This is a genomic window from Cognatishimia sp., from assembly GCF_964229375.1.
Classification (GTDB): domain Bacteria; phylum Pseudomonadota; class Alphaproteobacteria; order Rhodobacterales; family Rhodobacteraceae; genus Cognatishimia.
Map to the genome: position 1 here is coordinate 1 of NZ_CAXREH010000058.1, position 19,791 is coordinate 19,791.

Consider the following 19,791-nt stretch of genomic DNA (forward strand, 5'->3'; position numbering starts at 1 on the left):
AATAACAAAAATGGCAGGAACGGAGGACGCTATGCGCGCCTATGTTTATGAGCCACGAGAGAAACGTCGAGCATCCCTAGCATCCGAGTTGGAAAACGCGGGTCTACAACCTCTCTTTGTGGGCGAAGAATTTTTTGAAACAGGCCTTGCGCCACTGACTCAGACAGGCAGCGAACATCGCGCCATTCTGATCGGTGAATCTGTGAACACACACCGCCAAATCCGCGCGGTGCGTCACGCAGGTTGCGAGAACCCACTGATCATATTGCGGGATTTCCGGAACTCGGCAGACACTGCCGCAGCACTCGATCGTGGTGCGGACGATGTTATCGTCAGCCCGATCAAAGGTGGCGAAGTCCTGTCCCGGATCAATTCCATCGTGCGTCGCTTCCATGGACATGCCGCTGAGAGCATCAGCGTCGGTGAAGTGACAGCCTTCTTTGATGGCCGCGATCCGATTGTATCCGGCACCCGCATCAAACTGTCCAAGCGCGAGCACTCGATTTTCCAGCACCTTGCTCTGAACTCCAACAAGGTGATTTCCAAGAACGCTATCTATGACGCGGTCTATGGCATGAGTGCGGATCAGCCGTTTGACAAGGTAATCGACGTTTACATCTGTAAACTTCGCAAAAAGATTGCCGCAGCTGCCGACACTGGCGCGCAGTACATCGAGACCATTCATGGTCGCGGCTATAAGCTGAGCCCACCTGATGTGCTGGAGGATGTTGATCCAATTCCAGCAATCGCATCATCCGGCATGCGCCTAGAGGCTCGCGCCTGATAACTGCTCCAAGCCGAAGACAAAAAGACCCCCGCATCCTTCTGGAGCGGGGGTTTTAACTTGAGCACGTCAGAGACGAGGCTCGAGGGATTGGTTATCTCATTATCTCAGGTAGTTGAGGATGCTCAGCTCGCCCAGACGCGCGGTCACGCTGTAGCTGGCCTGCAACTGCGCCTCTAGCGACGCAATCTGAGCGGAAACTTCATAGACGTCCACATTTTCCAGACGCGCAATCTGCAACTTTTGGATGATCGAGATGTCTTCTAGCCGCTCCGTCGCAGTTTCCACGACTTCTTGTTGAAATCCGACGTCGGTGGTGATCTTCAGAACGCCTTCAGATGCCGAGGCGAGGGTATCCACAGCCTCTTGCATCCATGCTTGATAAGTGGCCTGATCCGAAATTTGCGATACATCCACGCTGGCCAACATCGCCAGTCCACGCATCGCCTCGCGGAACGGCAGATCGTTGCCCTGGACGCCATAGTCAAGTTCTTGATCCGCATCCAGCCGCGCAGTAACACGCGCGTTCGCGGCCCCGCTACCGTCCAGCAGGGGCGTGCCGCCAAAGAAGGTGGCCTCGAAATTCATATTTGGATCAGCGGTGTAGTTGGACTCAAACACCGCATGAATGTCCGCGATCATCGTGGCAGCCGTTGCCGTATCGGGCGGCCCAGAGCCTACGATCGAGTCAATCACCGCCTGCGGTGAAAACCCTGTATCGGCGTTCACATCTTCCCAGCGCGTCATCGGCGCCTCGCGGCTTTTGATGCCTGCGAACAGATGATCGCCGTTAAAGCTTTGGTTGAGAGAGCCCACAATGGACTCAAGCGCAGCCCGAGCTTCCGCCTGGATCGCCTCGGCACCTGTGTTTGGTCGCGTCAGATTCAACAGCGAAATTTCAAGAACACTGCCGATAGTGTCGCGAATGCTGTTGGTGGCGGTCAATGTGGTTTCAAGCTTGCTCGCCAGAACCTTGTTTGCCGTCACAAAGGAATGCGTGGTGGTTTCCGTCACGCGCATTTGCAATGCAGACGCGGTGCGCGGGCCCAGTTCCTTGAACAAATTCGCGTGGCGCCCGGTGCCCAGCTCTTTGCTGGCTTCTTGCAACTTGACCGTCGCGCTGTTCACATTGGCGCGCATGAAATAATTCATCTGATAGGTCGAGACCCGGGAATTAAACAGTGTCATCTATCCCCTCCCCTAAAAGATCGCCAGAAGCGTATCGAGCATGTCACCGACCGTGGACAGCATCTGCGAGTTGGCCGCAAAACTCTGCTCAATCAGCATGAGGTTCTGCATTTCTTCGTCAATGCTGACACCCTCGATGTTCTGACGCGAGGCCGCGACGACCTCGGCCGCGGAACGGGCTGCATTGTAGTTGCTTTCCGCACGGGCCGTCGTCGTGCCCTGCGCACTGATCATTTCGGCCGCGTAATCCGACAAGGAAACCGTGCTGTTGATCCCTGTCAAAGGATCCGCGCCCATGGCAGAGTTCATGCCGTTAATGAATTGCTGAACTTGGGTGGCATCGGAGACGTTTTCGCTTTCCACTGTCGCGCCCAGACCGTCACGGATCAACCACGACGTACCCGTCGCAGCGCCTTCGACGCGGCTGTTGATCGACAGACGACCCGCCAGACCTTGCAGGTTTGACGCATCATAGCGCAGCCCATTGTCGGTAAAGAGACCGGGATCCGTTGCTCCAAGTGACGTGTCGGCATTCTCGAACGTCTGGATCAAACCACGCGCGAATTCATCCAGCTGCAACTGGAACGTTGGGATAGTTTCGTTGCGAAGCTGAGCAAACCCAGCAAGCGAGCCATGCTCAATCCCGCGAATACTGTCGTTAGTGGGCGTAATTTCCTGATCGCCCGCCCAAAACGTGCCATCACCAGGATTATAGGTGACATCATGCACCAGATCGCCTTCGAGCAACGCCGCACCGCCGGTGGTCGAAATATTGATCCACCCGCTAGAACCATAGCTGACGCGCACATCCACTACACCAGAGATCTGATCAACGATTTGATCGATCCGGTCTGCATAGGTGACGGCTTCGAAACTGTTCCGCTCAAACGATTGAAGCTGTTGGTTCAAATCAACAAGCTCATAAAGACGTTCGTTCAGATCGGAAATCTCATAGCGGATTTCCATGTCCACGCTGGCACGCACACTGTTCAGCCGCTGATTGGCGTCATTCACCGAACGCACCAGATTTTCAGCCGCGAGAATGGACCCCGCCTGCGCCCCGCTGGAGGACGGCAAGTTGACCAATGTGCTCATGGTCGCGCTGAATTCGGCATATGTCTCGGCCGGGGAATTCCCGTCACCCAATTCGCCCAGGAAAATAGAGTAATCCCGCAGCCCTTCATAGATGGCCTGCTGTTCGGACATCCGGGCGTTTTCCAACCGCGCCATGCGCTGCAGGGCAACATCAACCTCGCGGCGCACTTCGGTGACATTGGCGCCACCGCCTGCGAGCGTGGACACAACGACTGCGGTCCGCTTAGCATACCCTTCGGTGGTAGAGTTCGCCACGTTATCAGCAGCCACACGCGACAAGGTCTGCTGGACGCGAAGTCCAGAAGCTGCCGTGTTCAGTGCACCTGTGATCGTCATTAGGGCGTTACCCTCTCATTATTGGCTTACCGCTTGAGCCGTGTCGTTTCTTCCATCATTTCATCAACTGTGGTCACAACCGACGCGTTGGTCGAGAAGGCGCGCTGGAAGCGGATCAGATCCGTCATTTCCTGCGCGATATCCACGTTAGAACTTTCCAAGGCTCCAGAGTTAATTACCCCAACGCGGCCGCCGGTCGCTGTAAGTGCTTGGAAAGAGCCAGAATTCACTGTTGTCTGATAGGCGTTACCCGCGCGCTCCCCCAACCCGTTCGGATTGTCGACAACACCCAAAGGAACCTCGTACAGGGGACGGCGGTTGCCGTTGTCAAAAACACCATAGATCGTGCCAGCGTCGTCGAATTCTGTCCGAACCAGCTCACCAAGGCTCGAGCCGTCGCGGTCATACGACTGGCTAAAATCGCCGGAGAACTGGGTCATGCCTGAAAAGCTGCCGATCTCACCGAAAGACATGTTAATTGTCTGCGGTGTTGTGCCGTTGTTCAATGTCAGCGTGACATTGCCAGTTGCGGTGTCCATCACGAAAGCCGCGGGCGCCGTCGCCAAGTTGGTCGCGTTACTGTAGGCACTTGGCGAGCCCGCGGTGCTGCCCGAGTCGCTGAAAGTGACGTCAAAAGATCCCAGAGCGTTCGAGTTACTATCAGCGATCGATACTGTCCATTGATTTTGTGTACTGGACGGCTGCCAGCTGAGGTTCAAGCGTTCGATCTGGCCGAGAGGCGTGAAAAATTCAGAAGAGGTCACAAAAGGCGCACCCGGTGTCGCACTGCCGGTCGCTTGGCTGGGCACGTTGCCAGAGGCGTCAATTGTCGATGTTCCATCTGCTGCAAGTGTAATTGCGCCGATGTTAACCGTTTGCATGGATGCAAAAGAGCTTCGGTCAATACTTTGCAGAACCCCATCACCATCATAGGGAAAACCGCTGAGGTAATACCCAGCGGCATTCACCAAATTACCGTCCGCGTCAGGCAGGAAAGACCCTGCGCGCGTTAGATAATAATTGGCTTGGTTGGGTTCATTCGGAGATTCCGAGACCACAAAAAACCCCGTTCCAGACACCGCCAAATCTGTTGAACTGTTGGTCGCAATCAAACCACCTGCAGAATAAACGGTCAGCCTTTCTTCGGCGATAACCGACAGAACACCCTTGTCCGTGCCCTGCGACGCCGTTGTTGTAACCATCTGAGAAAAGCTGCGTTTATATCCAACCGTGTTAGCGTTGGCGATATTTTCAGAAATACCACCCACTGCGGTGGAGTTGGCACCCAGGCCACTCACGCCCGTTTGAAGCGCACTCGTCAATGACATTTTGTCTGCCTCGTTATTCTTGGTTAGTCTTTTTTGTTACAAGGATAGTTACATGAAACATCTTTAAGTGGAGTTAAAGAAATCGATAAAATCCTTGTTATCTGCATATTTATCAATGGATTTTGAAGGATAGATAAGGAATTAGAAGGATTAAAGCCCGTTTCCTTCGATATCATCCAATGCATTTGTGAGCCGCTCTAAACGCCCATTGGCTGCATCCAAGGTCAGAGTAGACACGTCCGGCGGTTGTGTCAGAAAGCTCTCGGCAAGACGTACCCAGTTCTCAGATTCCGTCATTCCCGGGAATGCCTCGACGACACGTGTGGCCGTATTCTGATCGCCCGTTCTGTGGGCTGCGATCAAAAGGTATGTTGCGTCGCTTAGATCAAAGTCCTGCGGATAGTCAGCCCACAACCGGTTGTAGAACTCGTTGGCGCCATCCCATTCCTGCTTTTCCCAAAGCGCCTGACTGACATTGCGCAGGTTTTCCGCACTGGGCGAGATGACATGGGTACGAAGCAGCCCGTCAGCGTCTCCCATCTGGGCTGCGATCTTGGCGCGCAGGGTGTTGATATCATTGCGCACGATCGGATCGATGACATCGTCCAGCGCTACCAAGGCCTCTTTCGCCTCTTGATATTGACCGCCTGTGGCCAACGCCTTTGCCAGTTTCAGTTTGTTTCGCGTCAGCTCCTCTTCACTCACCCAATCCGAGTTCAGGTCAAACAAATCGGCCCGAAACGCCAAAGCACGCTCGTATTCTTGCGCTGCCATAGTCGTGCCGCCTAAGGACATCAGGTGGTCCGCCAGCTCTTCGACCAGTTGCGCGTATTCGGGGTGATACCGATAGGCGGGCACCAATCGAAGGTGTACTGACAGCCAACGCGATAGCGGGATCTTGCCATCAAACCCGTCTTGATACACCGACCGCAATGCGTCCTTTGATGCGGCTTCCGCGCGCTCGGCGGCTGCGGTGCCCGGATAGCGCATTGTGATCTTGCTCAGCAAAATCAGACCCTCGACGCGCTCTTCCGCGGCCACATAGACTTCGTTCAGCTTCTCCAGGGTCGCGATTTCAAACTGATCGCCGCGCCAGGAATCCAATCCGTTCTCAAGAACATCTTCCGCCGCCATCAAAGCCCCACGGCCACCGTCCAAGATCGCCATATCCGCAATCGCAAGACGCGACCGGACGGCATAGCGGTCAAAGCCCTTGATACCCTCAAAGTAATGCACGAGCGCAGTTTTCTGGTTGTTGCGTTTTTCGGCGGCCCTACCCCGAAGGTAGTGACCCATGGACGCATCGCTCAGGTCGGGGAAATCCGCGAGCAACTCTAGGCTACGATCGGCCAGAACCAATTGATCTGTCTCAATCATTGCTTCGATGATGATCGGCAGAACGGACCGCGCCACGGGGCGTGTCTGGTGGATCAGCCCAACAACGCCGGCGCCAAGGTTGTCGTTCAGCATGGCTCCATCGCCCGATGCGATGGCCTGCAACACAGACCAGAACGCACGATCTGGACGCGACTCTTCATTGAGCGGCGAGGTTTCAAACACCTCAACAGAAGCACCATTCAGCAACATCTGTGCGTCTTTCAGAGCGCGCAGACGGCGCTCTTGTCCGACACCAACCTCTTCCAGCTCACCCAGAACCGATTCCGCTTCGGCCACCATCATCTGACCCAAGAACAGTTCAGCCGTATCAAGAAGAGTTGCCGTGGCTTCGTCGCCATAGCGCACAGACAGCTCGTTAATCAAACCGGTCAGGTTTTCATAAAAGCGCTCTTCCGGCCAGCGGCGCAGATCAAGGTCAAACAGCTGCTGAACCGACGTTTGCGGTCCAGTGATTTCAAGCTTCTTCGGAGCCTCTGGCGCGGCCTCGGCCTCTTCGACCTTTGCTTCGTCCTCAGAGGGATCGGATGCAGAATAGACACCGGATGCCAAAAGCAGCACCCAGAACGGGATCGTCAAAAGCAGTCGCACCTTTCCCATCTTTTCTTTCTATTCTTGCTCGTTGCCAAATATAGCTTGTTTTAATCCTTATCTTGAGGGATAATTTACAAAGAAACAATAAACTAATGAGCAGTATAGCACTTTTGTTCTTGCAATAGTGCCAGTCTATAGAGGCAAAGGGCATGGGAACCACCAGCTATGTGTCCATTTCGCTTGCGACCGCGCTTGAACGGTCGCTCGATTTGGCAGCACATAACATGGCGAACGCATCGACCGCCGGGTACAAGGCGCAACACCCTTTGCTTGAAGCGGTGGACCCTAAGAACTCGGGCGATGACACCCAGGCCGTGAGCTTTGTCAAAGACAGCGGCGTCTATGTAGACCTCTCGCAAGGTGCTTTAGTTCAGACTGGAAATTCTTTGGATGTAGCGGTCACCGGCGAAGGTTGGCTGGGGTATCTGACGGCTGATGGCCAGACCGCTTATGGGCGTGACGGGCGTCTGTCTGTAGATGCGGAAGGTCAGCTTGTGAACCTGGCCGGCAATCCTGTGGTCGACGAAGGCGGTGCGCCAATCACGTTGCCGCAGGACGTGGGCCACCTGGTGCAGATCGCACAGGACGGAACGCTGACGGATCAGACCGGCGGTATTCTTGGCCGCATCGGACTGTTCAACGTACCGAATTTTGACAGCGCTGCTCCGTTGGGCAACGGGCTTTTCCTGCCCAATCCAAACGCGAACGCCCCAACCCCGGTTGAAAACGCTCAGTTTGCACAGGGCTTTATCGAGCAAAGCAATGTGCAACCCGTGGTCGAGATGATCCACCTGATGGACATCCAACGCGCCTATGAACGCGCGACACATCTGATGAGTGACGAGAACGAACTGACCAAACAGGCAATCCAGCGACTGGGCCGAGTCGTCTAGAGCTGGCAATAACAAAAGGATAATGAGGCAATGAAAGCACTAGGAATTGCAGCGACGGGCATGTTGGCGCAGCAGACCAACGTAGACGTGATCGCCAACAACATCGCCAACGCAAACACCACCGGCTTTAAAACCGGTCGCGCGGCCTTTCAGGACCTGATTTATCAATCGCAATTGCAAGAAGGCGCCGCGACGTCGACACAGGGCACATCCCGTCCGGTTGGCCTGAATGTCGGTCTTGGCGTGCAAGGCGCGGGCGTCGTGCGCTTGAACACTCAGGGTGCCCTCACCCAGACAGAAAACCAGTTCGATATGGCCGTGAACGGCCGCGGGTTTTTTGTTGTTACCCGTCCAGATGGCACACAAGCCTATACACGCGCGGGCGCGTTTCAGCTGAGCTCTACCGGCCAGCTTGTGACTCTGGATGGCTTTGAAATCGACCCCGGCATCAACGTTCCAAACAACGCACGATCTGTGGTCGTCAGTCCTCAGGGTGTTGTTCAGGCCTTTTTGGACAATGACCCCGACCCCACCGATCTGGGTCAGCTGACTCTTGCGACATTCCTGAACGAAGCGGGGATGCGCCCGATCGGGAACAACCTTCTTGAACAGACCACAGCGTCCGGTGCCGCCAATGTTGTAACGCCCGGCGATCCGGGTGTGGGGATCATTCAGCAAGGCTATCTTGAAAACGCCAACGTCAACATCGTGGCGCAGATCACCGATTTGATCCAAGCGCAGCGCGCCTATGAAATGAACTCGCGCTCCATCGAGACGGCGGATCAGATGCTGCAAACCGCCAACCAGATTAAGTCTTAATCCATGACGCGGCTGGCAACATATCTCTTGGCTCTAACCCTTGGACTCTTTGCGGTGCTGGGCACAACGCAGCCGTCTTGGGCCGCCTTGATTACAGATCTTGTTGCAGAACGTGCCGAGCAAGAACTCGGCCCCGCCCTGCCCCCAAATGGGCAATTTCAAATTCATCTGGCAGACGGGCTGCCGCGTGACGGGCAGTTTATTCAAGAGTTCTGGATCGACCAGTCCAGCGGACAATTCATTGCAAACGTAGTGACGCTGCAGGGAGATGTCACACGCGTTTGGGGACTGGCCGTGCTGAGCGTTCCAATCCCGGTGGTCAACCGTCGCGTACAACCCGACGAGATCCTTCAGCCCCGCGACATCGAGATGATCGAAATGGCTTGGGCCCGCGTTCACGCATTTGCCATCACCGAGTACGAAGATCTGGTGGGCATGCAGGTGCGCCGTATGTTGTCGCCCGGCCGACCCGTACACCATCAATCCGTGACACCGCCGATCATCGTATCGCGCGGCGACAAAGTAACGATCGAACTGCAACACGGTCCGCTTCAGCTGACTGCAACCGGTAAAGCCATCTCTGACGCACATCTTGGGCAGGAAGTGCGCGTCGTTAATCTTTCAAGCAACAAAACAATAACAGCCATTGCCAAAGGCGATGGGCTTGTGGAGGCACAATTTTGAGGTTCCCAACTCTGGCTAAATCTTTTTCACGCAACCGGTTGATCGTGTCTGCATTGCTTGTTTCGGGCATGGCACTTGGTGCGTGTACCCCGCAATACAAAGAACATCGCAACCCGCAGTTCAGCGATATGTCGACGGACATTCCCGAGGTGAACCGCATCTCTGTTCCGATGCCCGCCCGCGAGCCGATCGCGCGACCCAAGCGCGCCGAGGCGAGCAGCCTTTGGCGTCGTGGCACCTCGAGCTTTTTTGACGACCAACGCGCGCAGGCGGTTGGTGACATTCTAACCGTCGTCATCAACATTTCTGACGACGCAAAACTGGACAACGCTTCTGAACGGTCCAGATCAGCCTCACAAGACGTCGACAGCCCAACCTTCCTTGGCTATGGCGGCCAGCTCAACAAAGTACTGCCCGGCGTTGGCGCAGGCGAGGTTCCAACCGGTCAAATCATCGATCTTGGAAATACGTCAGCCTCACGCGGCGAGGGCTCGATCGCGCGAAAAGAAGCGATCAACCTTCGGGTTGCAGCGCTTATTATCAAAGAGTTGCCGAACGGTAATTTCGTGATTGCTGGACGTCAGGAAGTCAAAGTTAACAACGAGTTGCGCGAGCTGCGTGTGGCCGGCATCATCCGCCCACAGGACATCGGCACCCTGAACACCGTCGCCTATGACAAAATTGCCGAGGCCCGCATCACCTATGGTGGCCGGGGTCAGATCAGCCAGGTTCAGCAACCGCGTTACGGCGAAGACTTCCTTGATGTGATCCTCCCCTACTAGGGGCTCGAAATGAAAAAGATCCTTATCATACTGCTTGGGCCCCTGATCCTGGGGCCCGCAGGCTATTTTCTGGGGCAAATGATGGCCCCAGAGCCTCCGCCTGCGCCTGCGGAAATGGCCGATGCTGAGATGGCCAAAGAAAAGGAAAAGCCCGGGAAAGTGGCCGCCGCCCCCAAGGAAATACTGTATAAAATGCCTTTGGGGAAATTCACGGTTCAGGTGATGCAGCCCGAAAACGTCCTGCACATCGTCATTGATATGGACGTTTATCTGGCAGGCGCGAGCGAGTTCGAACGTCTGAACGGCGCAGAAGGTCGCGCTCGCCTGCGAGACGGTGCAATCGGCGTTCTGTCAGATATGGCAGAAACCACGCTTTGGGTCGATGAGGGCGAGGAACACAATCTGGATCGTTTGAAAATGATCGAGGAAATTGTGCGCAAGATGCACCGCGATTTCGACGCAATCCGCACCGCGCGCATCAATGAATTCAGCTCGGCGCGCACTAGCAGAATGTAGAGCCTAGCTCGCGGACAAGATGTCGTCCGCTTCGATCTGCTGACCACTATCCAGATTGAAATAGTTAACACCTTCGCTGAAGAGCACCTCTTCAACACGCGCTTTGCGGAACACGCTTGGCTGCAAAGCGTTGTCCTCAGCATCAGTCGCGCTGAGCGACAGCACATATTCGCCATCCAAAAGCGACGCGCCGCTTTCGTCTTTGCCATCCCAAGGCAGCGGAACAACCTTGGTCGTATCGATCGGCAAGTCCGACAGTGTGCGGATCACAGTGCCATTTTCATCCAGAATTTGCGCGGTCAGCTTGGTTGTGCCTTCGGGCGCGCGATAGGATGCGTCCGTCACACCGTTCTCCAAACCAAATTGGGCCGACGCGATGGTGACATCGCGACCGATCATATCCGCACCGGACACCGACACCAGCGATCCAATGCTTGTGCCAAGCTTTTCCAGATTGTCGTTGGTCGCAACCGCCTGCTCCACCTGACTAAGTTGCGCCAACTGGGTCACAAATTGGGTCGAGTCCATAGGCTCCAGCGGATCCTGATACTGAATTTGCGCGGTCAACAACGTCAGAAAACGCTCATAGTCTTCGCTCAAAGACGAAAGCGATGAGGCGCTATTGGTGGCCGATGTGTTGAGCAAGCTGTTTGACGCGACTGCATCCATAACGACATTCCCTTCTAGGTCACCAGATCCAACTCAGGACCATTCACAATGGCGGACGCGGAAGCATTGGCCTCGACTGTTTCGTCCTCGGCATCAGCGCCCTGCCCGTTTGATCCGTTCAGATCACCCTGTTCCCGATTTTGTCCTTCGGAGTATTCTTGGAAATCCAAAGATCCATTCGCGCTGTCGCCGATGATTGCGGCCAGCAAATCACGCTCTTCGCGCAACGCCGACAGAACCGCATCATTTTCGGCGCGCACCACAATCGCCAAAGAGCCATCACTATTGGTGCGCATTTCGACTTCGATACTTCCCAGGCCACGCGGCGATAGTTCGATCCGCGTCGTGCCCTCTTGAATGTCGACTTGGCGAACCTGATTCACCAAAACATTTGCGAATTTTGTAGAGATCTGATTTTCGGGGCGCGGCTGAGGCGCTTGTGGTTGCTCGATCTGATCAAACTGCGCAGGTTCCGTGCGTGACGTCAAAGCCAGCGGCGTTTCACTGGCCTCAAAATCAATGGCTTGGGCCGCAGATTTCTGCGTCTGGATCGCGGCAGTTGCCAGCGTGCGGACAACTGCGGAAGCGACCGGCGTCAAAGTTAGCGTCTCTTTGGCCTGCACATCCGGCAAAGCGATACCGTCTATTTCCGAGATCAGCGATAGCGCAGGCGTCGGACGCGTCTCTATGCTGTGCACACCTTGCAAATGGGCGGAATTCAGTCGGGACACCATTGTCCTTTGCGGCATAACACTCTGTTGGGAAACGATATCTCGTACGAACACCGTCACCTCAAGAATAGTTGCGACGGACACATTGGTCTGCCCGTCTTGCAGTTCAAGGCCGAGATCTTCTGGTGCAAACTGAGCCATAAGATCCGGCAAGACATCCAGGATATCTCGCATCAAATCCTGAATGTCGCTGAGAGTCTGCATCAATGATGCCAACTCGCCTTCTGCGGTCTCAGGCGACAGGGACACCTCTCCGGTCAATAGGTCTGCCAGACCCTCTAGCGTAAAGCCTTCAAGCTCGCCCTGCGTATCCAAAGTCAGTGACTCAACTGTTGCCAGCACCGCTTCGGCCTTGCCGATCAACCGCGCCAACATTTCCGGCTGCTGCCCCAGCAAAGCGTTTCCGCCCTGCCCTTTCAGCAACTGCGCAAAATTCATAGTACCGGGCTGCGACTGCGCGCCACCCAAATGCGCAGCGCCACCGCCCAACAAGGCGACCAGTGGATTTACGGCTATATTCATCTCTTGTGTCCCAAACCTTCACTACCTCAGTGATGCCCAGTTCTTTGCCGGGTCATGCGGGTGCGCATTCAAAGGACTACATTTTGAAAAACACCCTGCCGGAGTGTTCCGGCAAGGATAAAATCTCATATTTTTAAGGATAAACAAAGACAAACTTGATTAACGAAGGATTAAATCAAGTTTGTCTTATTGAGTGTATGGAGCTGATGTGCGCTTATTGGATGCGGCTCGCCCAATTTTGTGCAAACTCACTCAAAGCCACGATCGGATTTCCAAGCTTATGATCTTCGTCGCGACGCGCGCTGCCAGCCATCGGCGCATCAGGATGCGCGATGTCCATTAAGACCAGACCCAGGATCTGTCCCAACGCACTCGCAGACAAGGCCTGTGCCTCAAAGAAACCCTTTGGCTCAACCAAGATCATCGCGCCATAGGGCACTTCGATCTCCAGCTCTTCTGCCAGGACGTCGCCGAGAATCACCCCATCCATCACTTCGGACGTCTCCATGAAAGCATAAGGACGATCTTGCTCTCCGTCTGATTGCAACACAACCAGTGGAACGCTGACCATAGAGGTCAAAAGTGCGACCAATCCCGATGGTTCTGCCGTCGCGTCTAGCTCTATGGCCCCACCCCATATTTGTGCGAGCAACGCATCGTAATCCACTACATATTCCCCCGAATATATTTTATCGCTTGGTCACATCTTAGGACAGCTCTGTTAAAAGTAGAATTAACTCTTTGTAAATTTGCATGGGCATTTAAGAAACCAAATCAGGACTCTGCGGCGGTTTTTCTTGGCTTGTGTCCAAAATGAGATGGGTGCGTGACGTTAGCGGCAACTCGCCAAAAACAAGAGAAACTTACCGTTCTCCCCAAGCAAAAGGTGAGTTATCCACAACCTATGGGCCAACAATCGCAACAAACCGCGACATCTAGGTTGAAAATCAAGATTTACATTTCTTTTCTTGACAGGCAGAAAATTCGATCAATTAACCGATCGCATTCATCAAATCTGCGTGTCCAACTTCGTCAATCGAGAGGATGTATCCCGCGGATCGAACCGTCTGGACAGAAATGTGATCTCCGAATGTCGACGTTAGTTTTTTGCGGATCTTCGCGACGTGAACGTCGAATTTTCTGTCACCATAATCCCAGGCGCGCCCGTCAATTGCGAGGCTGAGCGCATCGCGCGATACGATTTTCCCGCTGTTGCTGATAAGAACATGCAAGATCTGCGCCTCGGATTCCGTCAATCCCGCACGCTCGGCAATATAGGCTTCTTCGCCCCAGTTGCTAGCTTCCAAGAACAAATCTTCGCTATCCGAAGACTCCAGCATGCCAATCCTTGCACGCAGCCTTAAAGCCAACTCTCGCAGGGTAAACGGCGTGCGCAGAACATCGTCGGCGCCAGCCAGAAACGCATTTTCGACCGTCAACGCATCCCCCGGTCGCTCTATAACAAGGACAAAGCTCTGGTGCTGAGACGCGACAGCCCGCAACGCACGGGGCCGATCGTCGACATCACCAAGGATGATGACTTTGGGCGGGTGGTCGCCGGTTTGCTCTTCCAGAAAGCTTTCGGGATCCGGATAGACCTCGCAGCTAAGACCACAGATCACCATGAACATATGCCGCAAGGATAGGCTTCGGGCGCGGTCCCGATCCAAAACGACGGCATATGCTGGTTTATAAAGCATGCTTCTGCACCTTCTTTTGCGGCTCCTTCTTAGTAAAGGAAGACCAAATGACGCAATGGGCTTTCCAGTTTGCGTGCAGCAAACAGACCATCAAGAACAAAACCAATAAAAGAGTCGAGTCCTAGGCGGTTTAAGTACTTTAACCATTTATTTTTGAAGAACCGCAAACTTTGACCTTATTTTAACCTTGCTTCCCCTAAGGTCTGTTCAGGTTGCAGAATGCACCGTTTAACACTCTGAACGGAGTACATTCATGGCACAGACTCAGGCTGACCACGCCGGAATGGCTGCTGCGCAAGATGCGGTTGCAACCATCGAGAAGCTGCTTTCTTCCCCTGAAACCAACGACTTTATGTTTGATGTCCTTGCGGCTGCGTTTGACGTACTGCAGGATATCGAGCCCGTTGAAATGCCGATGATGCCCACCCTGGCACGCGCGGCGAACCGCCCCCCTATTCTAGAATCGCAGTATCTGGCAGCCCGTCGGCGGCACCAGTTCTATGTTCTTGAAAATCAGGGCTCCGTTCTTCTGGACGCGCGCGTAGGTTGATTTTTGTGCGGGTTGCGCACGTCAAGGGAATCACAACCCACGGTAATATAAGGGAAAATTCGCTTAATATGACATGAACAGCACCGCGCTATTCTTGACAATACTTGAGTCGAACCTCTATAAACTTTGCAAAAATAAGAGGCAGCCCATGAACGCTAAAGACAACATGGACAACACGTCGCAACAATCCTTAGACGCCACAGCGCAGGTCGTGGCGGCCTATGCAGGACGTGCCGATGTCACGCAGGACGACATCTTAACTCTGGCACAGCGACTCATTCCAGTATTCGCCTACACACCGGCATCCACCGCAAATGCATACCCACCGGTCGCTTTGTCCCCATCGCCTGAAAAACCAATCGTGAAACCGGCGATTGCGCTAGAGAATGCAGTCACGGACGACAAAGTGTACTGCCTGTGCTGCGGCAAAGGTTTCACGATGCTGAAGCGGCATCTGAAAGCAGAGCACGGCCTGACAGAAGACGAATATCGCACGATGTTTGGCCTGGCCGAGGATTTCCCGCTGGTCGCCCCGAAGTATTCAGAGCGCAAAGCCGCCTATGCAAAGAAGGTTGGTTTGGGCAAATACAGTCGCGACGCGGATGCTGATCAAACTGCTGCGGCGCGCTAGTCGCCGCAATTGTTTCCCCTACTGCCACAATCTTTTCTTAATCGCGCCCATCTAGCGGCACGGTTCACCTTCATATCTCGGTTCGAGAAAAACCGCGCGAAATGCCGGTTTACGGGAATCAACCGGTTGAACCGGCGATATGAGGCAAGGAACGATGGCAGCCAAAGGGCAAACGATTATTAAAAAGATCGAAGTCGTCGAAGGGCACGGGCACCACGGCGGCGCATGGAAAGTTGCGTATGCGGACTTTATGACCGCGATGATGGCATTCTTTCTGCTGATGTGGATCCTGTCTTCCTCGGATGAACAGAAACTGCGCGGGATCGCAGAGTATTTTACAGACGCGACCATGCCAGGCGGCTCGGGCGTTCTGGACGGCGCGACATTGGGCCCTCCTGGGACATTGACCGCCTCGAATGGTGCAACTGTCGCACGCGGTTCTGATCGCGGCGAAGTGGACGACCCATCTCCTGCGACTTGGGAAATCATGGATGTGACGCAAACCGCGAGTCCTGATCAGGAAGCGCGAGGCTCGAACCTTGGTGATCACACGAACCCTGCCGCGGGTGCCGTGAGCCCAGAGTTTGTAGAGGATTCTTCTGCTGAAGGCCTGTCAGACAGCACCGCCTCTGCTGCGACGTCTGCCGATGCGGATGCTCCGGCATGGGATGAGAACACCATAAACCCAAATATCGCCGCAGGCAGCACAATGGATGAAAGCGAAGCGCTGGATCCGAATAGCACGCATGTCGGCGCGAATTCCGAAGCGGTTCCAGACCAAAACCCAACGCATACCGAAGACAAAGAACGTTTCGCGGAACTGGAAGCCGAGATGAAGCAAGCGATGCAGCAATCCCCCGAGCTGGCTGCCCTGCAAGAAAACATCGTCTTTAAGGAAACCGACGAAGGTCTGCTAGTGCAGATTATGGACCAAGACGGCAAACCCATGTTTGCATCTGGTAAGGCGAAAATGAACAAGGCCACCCGTCTGCTGATGGAAACCCTTGGCACAGGTCTGGCGAAGTTGCCCAACGATATGGTGATCTCTGGCCACACGGACTCTGTCCCATTTGCCAACCAAGCGTCTTACGACAACTGGGATCTGTCATCGGATCGGGCGAATGCAATGCGCCGGGTTCTGGTTCAGACCGGTGTGACACAGGATCGGATCTCTCGCGTCTCTGGCCTGGCTGATACTCAGCTCTTGAAAGAAGACGCTCCGAAAGATCCATCAAACCGTCGCATCGAAGTCTTGCTGGCTTATCAAAAGTCCGAAGTTGCAGCCGGCGTAGAACCGATGGCGTCGGAAACCAAAGCTATGGCCCCTGCCCCGACTGCGGCTGCAGCGCAAGAGACCGAGATGGTGAAAGAAGAGGTTGCAGCGGTCGAGGCACCAAAAGCCTCTGTGGCAGAAGAAATCCTGCCAAGCGAACCTGCCGCTACGGTTCTGGATGCCAAGGTCTTTGAAAACCTACGTAGCGCGCTTCGGTAACCCCACCGACGCCGCCACACTCCGGAGCGCCCGTGACATCGTCGCGGGCGTTCTGCGTTTAAGAATTGCCGGTAAAGCTTTGCCAGTCGATCTGTGTTTCCGGAGCGGCGGCTTCGGGCGCGGTGCCCAGGGGCCCGTTCAGCACCAGATAGATCCCGCCAATCGTCAAGGCGGTCAGGCCGATCAGACGCAAAGCCGCCCAACGTTTGCGCACCTTCAGTGGTTTGCTGTCAGTCGCCGGGGTGCTCGCCTTGGTCGTCGCAGCAGGTTTCTGCCCAAGGGTCACGTACACATAATCATCCTGCAGAAAGACTTCGGCGGCTTCGGCCTTTGATCCCAAAGACGTCAAAAGCGCCGAAGGGACCGCATGTGGCAGGATATTGATCTGTTCGGGAACCGCCGCTGCCTTGTGCTGAAGCGCAAGCAGTTTGCGATCGTCACGCAAGAACACATGCTGTGCGTCGCGGATGACCACTTTGGCGCCAAGCCCGGATTTTGCCTGAATGGTGATGCCCCCAGCGGGCGTTGCCGTCAGCGCGAAATCCTTCGGTTCGGTGTCAATCGCGCTCAGCTGCGCGGCTGACTTAAACCCATCGGTCGGCGCCTTTAGCGTCTGGTCCGTTTTGGTCGGATTGCTTTCAAACCGCTGGGCTTCGCGTTTCAGATCGAAATGCAGATTGCGGATCGGCTTTTGGGGCGCGGCAGGTTTGCGGCGGGTCGCAAATGTCAGCTCTGGTGGATCAACCGGCGCAAGCTCGGCATCCTCGATCACAATCCCTTTGCCTGCCGCGGGCTCTGGATCGCGGCCCATAAAGTTCAGCGGATCCAACCCCTCTTCGCGGGCGTAGGAGAAGTTCACCGAGTAGTCCAGCGCTTCTTCCGTCAGCTCCAGATTGTCCGACAACAGATTTGCGAGCGCGCGTTCTTCGGAATACTTCATCGGGTGCGTCGCAAAGCCCGCAACCTTAGGGTGAATAGAAATTTCGGATGCCCGCAAACCGAAGTGGTCTTTCAAGCGTTCCGGAAATCCCAGGCTTTCGTCCTGATGAAACAACATCAACTGGCAATCGCCGCTTGGCATCAAACATACGCCAAGGCGCATATCCACAGGCCAACTGCGGTGAATTAGACGCATATCTTCCGCGTCCAACAATACTGACATGATCTGCTCGGGCCGTGACATCTTCGGATCCTCTCCAAAGGCCATGATTATTTTCACTATTCTTTAACCTACACGCTATGATTGTCAATTATTCTTGCCAATCCTTCCCAAAAAACCGTTTTAATTCTTGCTGGGTTAGGGGTGTTTGTGCGAGAATCACTGAAAAATAGAGCAGTCGGGCACGCAACCGCCCCCCAATATACAGCGACCTCGAAATGAACATCATTATCGGATTTATCCTCGTTATTTCCCTCGTTTTTGGTGGCTTTCTGCTGTCAGGCGGCGAGATGGGCCCCATCCTTCACGCGCTCCCCTTCGAGGGCATGATGATCGGCGGGGCCTCTTTAGGGGCCTATGTTGCCGCGAACTCGTTCGGCGATGTGATCGGAACTTTCAAAGCGGTTTTCAAATCGCTGAAGGGTCCAAAATGGAAGCAGAGCGATTATATCGACCTGCTGAACCTGATGTACGGCCTGACCAAGATCTATCAACGAGATGGCGTTCTGGCGCTGGATGAGCATATCGAAAATCCACACGACAGTTCGATCTTCTCCCAGTTCCCAAGAATCCAGCATGATCACCATGCAATTGACCTGATCACCGACAGCTTCCGGATGCTTGCCCTGCAGTTTGATGATCCCTTCCAAACTGAGGACGTCATCAACAAGAAACTTAAAAAGCACCACCACGAGGTTCTTGTTCCGGCGCATGGCCTGCAAACCGTCGCAGATGGCCTTCCCGCGATCGGGATTGTTGCGGCGGTTTTGGGTGTTATCAAAACCATGGGCTCGATCGACAAACCCCCTGCCGTTCTGGGTGAGATGATCGGTGGTGCGCTTGTTGGTACGTTCCTTGGGGTTTTCCTGGCCTATTGTTTTGTGGCGCCTCTCTCGGGTCGCCTGACCGCCATCGAAGAGCAGGACGGTGCATTCTATAACGTTATCCGCGATATCTTTGTTGCGATCCTGCATGACCACAGCCCAACCATTTGTGTTGAAATCGGCCGTGGTAATATCCCAACGATCCTGCAGCCAAGCTTCTATGAAATGGAAGAGGCCCGCACAGATCTGGCCGAAGCCTAAAACGTGGACCGGTCTCGACGGATCAAAGCCCTCAAAACGCTCCAGCGCATCAAAGAGCATGAGCTGGACGAACAAGCCGCAAAGATGGGGGTCATTCGCGCGGCACAGGGCAATCTGCAACGAGAGCGTGATGATTTGGATCATCGGCTGGAAACCGAAACCCAGATCACGACCCCCGAGGCTGCGCCTTTTCTTGCAGGGTTTCTGCATGCGGTTCAGCGTCGGCGCGAATTCATCGACGGTGAAATGGTAAAATTGGACGAAAAAGCCGCCCTTATCGAGGGGCGGCTTTTTGAAACTTATACCGAGGTGCGCACGAACGAGAACGTTCTGGACAAGTCCCTCTTTGAAAAGAGGCGAGAAGAGGATCTTGCAGAATCCAGCGCCCTCGAAGAAGTCGCCCGCAACCGCTATATGCGGCAGATGGGCGGATCGTCTTAGGCGGCGGCCTGCAGCCCCTTGTCCCACATGGCGCGGATCTGAGTTGCCAGCGTTGTCGGATCAAAAGGCTTAGAAATCAGACCCAGTTCCAACGGACCAATCAAAGAGCCCTTCTCGGACTCGCTGACTTTAGCCGTCATGTAAATCGCCGGAATGGTTTCATAACCAGGCATCTTGCGGATCGCCTCAAGCGTTTCAGGGCCGGTCAGCTCTGGCATCTGAACATCGATCAGGATCATGTCGGGCGCGAACCCTTCGATGATGTCCAGCGCAACCGTGCCAAGCTCGGCCTGTGCCACTTCGAACCCGCCGATGAGCTCAAGCGCCATATGCGCGATCTCGCGAATATCCGCCTCGTCTTCGACATGAAGAATTTTGTTTAGTTCACCCATTGTTT

Annotated in this window: 21 protein-coding genes; 11 read left to right on the forward strand and 10 right to left on the reverse strand. The window is 54.7% G+C overall.

The genetic code is table 11. The annotated features are described in order from the left end of the window. A partial coding sequence (locus tag ACEQWH_RS04455) for a winged helix-turn-helix domain-containing protein (RefSeq protein ID WP_370228514.1) occupies positions 1–784 on the forward strand: 784 nt, incomplete at its 5' end. A gap of 102 nt (positions 785–886) precedes the next feature. Here ACEQWH_RS04455 and ACEQWH_RS04460 read toward each other — a convergent pair. The 4 genes from ACEQWH_RS04460 to ACEQWH_RS04475 form a co-directional block, all read right to left on the reverse strand. Continuing rightward, the gene (locus tag ACEQWH_RS04460) at positions 887–1,972 is read right to left on the reverse strand and encodes a flagellin (protein WP_370228515.1); all 1,086 of its coding nucleotides are present in this window, start codon (positions 1,970–1,972) and stop codon (positions 887–889) included. Between the two features lie 12 nt (positions 1,973–1,984). Continuing rightward, positions 1,985–3,403, reverse strand: a complete 1,419-nt coding sequence (gene flgK / locus ACEQWH_RS04465) for a flagellar hook-associated protein FlgK (RefSeq protein WP_370228516.1) — start codon at positions 3,401–3,403, stop codon at positions 1,985–1,987. A 26-nt stretch (positions 3,404–3,429) separates the two neighbouring features. Further along, entirely contained in the window at positions 3,430–4,731 is a 1,302-nt protein-coding gene (locus tag ACEQWH_RS04470) for a flagellar hook protein FlgE (protein ID WP_370228517.1), read from the reverse strand. A gap of 150 nt (positions 4,732–4,881) precedes the next feature. Beyond that, a complete protein-coding gene (locus ACEQWH_RS04475) occupies positions 4,882–6,726 on the reverse strand; it encodes a tetratricopeptide repeat protein (protein ID WP_370228518.1) in 1,845 nt (614 codons plus the stop codon). A 143-nt stretch (positions 6,727–6,869) separates the two neighbouring features. On the opposite strand from ACEQWH_RS04475, the gene ACEQWH_RS04480 reads away from it, so the two are divergent. From ACEQWH_RS04480 to ACEQWH_RS04500, 5 genes are read left to right on the forward strand one after another with little or no spacing between them, the layout of a single operon-like run. Then, entirely contained in the window at positions 6,870–7,613 is a 744-nt protein-coding gene (locus ACEQWH_RS04480; RefSeq protein ID WP_370228519.1) for a flagellar hook basal-body protein, read from the forward strand. A 30-nt stretch (positions 7,614–7,643) separates the two neighbouring features. Continuing rightward, positions 7,644–8,432 carry a flagellar basal-body rod protein FlgG gene (gene flgG / locus ACEQWH_RS04485; protein WP_370228520.1) on the forward strand — a complete coding sequence of 263 codons (789 nt, stop codon included), beginning with the start codon at positions 7,644–7,646 and terminating at the stop codon, positions 8,430–8,432. Between the two features lie 3 nt (positions 8,433–8,435). Beyond that, the gene (flgA, locus tag ACEQWH_RS04490) at positions 8,436–9,116 is read left to right on the forward strand and encodes a flagellar basal body P-ring formation chaperone FlgA (RefSeq protein WP_370228521.1); all 681 of its coding nucleotides are present in this window, start codon (positions 8,436–8,438) and stop codon (positions 9,114–9,116) included. 44 nt (positions 9,117–9,160) lie between these two features. After that, on the forward strand, positions 9,161–9,898 hold the full coding sequence (flgH, locus tag ACEQWH_RS04495) for a flagellar basal body L-ring protein FlgH (RefSeq protein WP_370228522.1): 738 nt from the start codon (positions 9,161–9,163) through the stop codon (positions 9,896–9,898). Positions 9,899–9,907: 9 nt separating this feature from the next. Beyond that, a complete protein-coding gene (locus ACEQWH_RS04500) occupies positions 9,908–10,414 on the forward strand; it encodes a hypothetical protein (RefSeq protein WP_370228523.1) in 507 nt (168 codons plus the stop codon). Between the two features lie 3 nt (positions 10,415–10,417). On the opposite strand, the gene ACEQWH_RS04505 is transcribed toward ACEQWH_RS04500, so the two are convergent. The 4 genes from ACEQWH_RS04505 to ACEQWH_RS04520 all read right to left on the reverse strand — a co-directional run bounded on the left by ACEQWH_RS04505 (position 10,418) and on the right by ACEQWH_RS04520 (position 14,036). Continuing rightward, positions 10,418–11,083 (reverse strand): flagellar hook assembly protein FlgD, encoded by a 666-nt coding sequence (locus tag ACEQWH_RS04505; RefSeq protein WP_370228524.1) that lies wholly within the window; start codon positions 11,081–11,083, stop codon positions 10,418–10,420. A 14-nt stretch (positions 11,084–11,097) separates the two neighbouring features. Next, positions 11,098–12,336, reverse strand: a complete 1,239-nt coding sequence (locus ACEQWH_RS04510; RefSeq protein ID WP_370228525.1) for a flagellar hook-length control protein FliK — start codon at positions 12,334–12,336, stop codon at positions 11,098–11,100. Positions 12,337–12,550: 214 nt separating this feature from the next. Next, the gene (locus ACEQWH_RS04515) at positions 12,551–13,003 is read right to left on the reverse strand and encodes a hypothetical protein (protein WP_370228526.1); all 453 of its coding nucleotides are present in this window, start codon (positions 13,001–13,003) and stop codon (positions 12,551–12,553) included. Positions 13,004–13,328: 325 nt separating this feature from the next. Continuing rightward, positions 13,329–14,036 (reverse strand): winged helix-turn-helix domain-containing protein, encoded by a 708-nt coding sequence (locus tag ACEQWH_RS04520; protein WP_370228527.1) that lies wholly within the window; start codon positions 14,034–14,036, stop codon positions 13,329–13,331. A 253-nt stretch (positions 14,037–14,289) separates the two neighbouring features. Here ACEQWH_RS04520 and ACEQWH_RS04525 point away from each other — a divergent pair, with 253 nt between their 5' ends. The 3 genes from ACEQWH_RS04525 to ACEQWH_RS04535 all read left to right on the forward strand — a co-directional run bounded on the left by ACEQWH_RS04525 (position 14,290) and on the right by ACEQWH_RS04535 (position 16,709). Then, positions 14,290–14,586, forward strand: a complete 297-nt coding sequence (locus tag ACEQWH_RS04525) for a hypothetical protein (protein WP_370228528.1) — start codon at positions 14,290–14,292, stop codon at positions 14,584–14,586. Between the two features lie 148 nt (positions 14,587–14,734). Beyond that, complete coding sequence (locus ACEQWH_RS04530; RefSeq protein WP_370228529.1) at positions 14,735–15,217, forward strand: MucR family transcriptional regulator; 483 nt, start codon at positions 14,735–14,737, stop codon at positions 15,215–15,217. 154 nt (positions 15,218–15,371) lie between these two features. Continuing rightward, a complete protein-coding gene (locus tag ACEQWH_RS04535) occupies positions 15,372–16,709 on the forward strand; it encodes a flagellar motor protein MotB (RefSeq protein ID WP_370228530.1) in 1,338 nt (445 codons plus the stop codon). 58 nt (positions 16,710–16,767) lie between these two features. On the opposite strand, the gene ACEQWH_RS04540 is transcribed toward ACEQWH_RS04535, so the two are convergent. Next, a complete protein-coding gene (locus tag ACEQWH_RS04540; RefSeq protein WP_370228531.1) occupies positions 16,768–17,892 on the reverse strand; it encodes a hypothetical protein in 1,125 nt (374 codons plus the stop codon). Positions 17,893–18,086: 194 nt separating this feature from the next. Between ACEQWH_RS04540 and motA the strand changes: the two genes are divergently transcribed. Next, positions 18,087–18,953 (forward strand): flagellar motor stator protein MotA, encoded by an 867-nt coding sequence (gene motA / locus ACEQWH_RS04545; RefSeq protein ID WP_370228532.1) that lies wholly within the window; start codon positions 18,087–18,089, stop codon positions 18,951–18,953. 3 nt (positions 18,954–18,956) lie between these two features. Next, complete coding sequence (locus ACEQWH_RS04550; RefSeq protein ID WP_370228533.1) at positions 18,957–19,394, forward strand: hypothetical protein; 438 nt, start codon at positions 18,957–18,959, stop codon at positions 19,392–19,394. Here ACEQWH_RS04550 and ACEQWH_RS04555 read toward each other — a convergent pair. After that, positions 19,391–19,786: a response regulator gene (locus ACEQWH_RS04555; RefSeq protein ID WP_370228534.1), complete on the reverse strand. Its 396-nt coding sequence runs from the start codon at positions 19,784–19,786 to the stop codon at positions 19,391–19,393. The two genes, ACEQWH_RS04550 and ACEQWH_RS04555, sit on opposite strands and share 4 nt — an antisense overlap. Between the last annotated feature and the right edge of the window lie 5 nt (positions 19,787–19,791).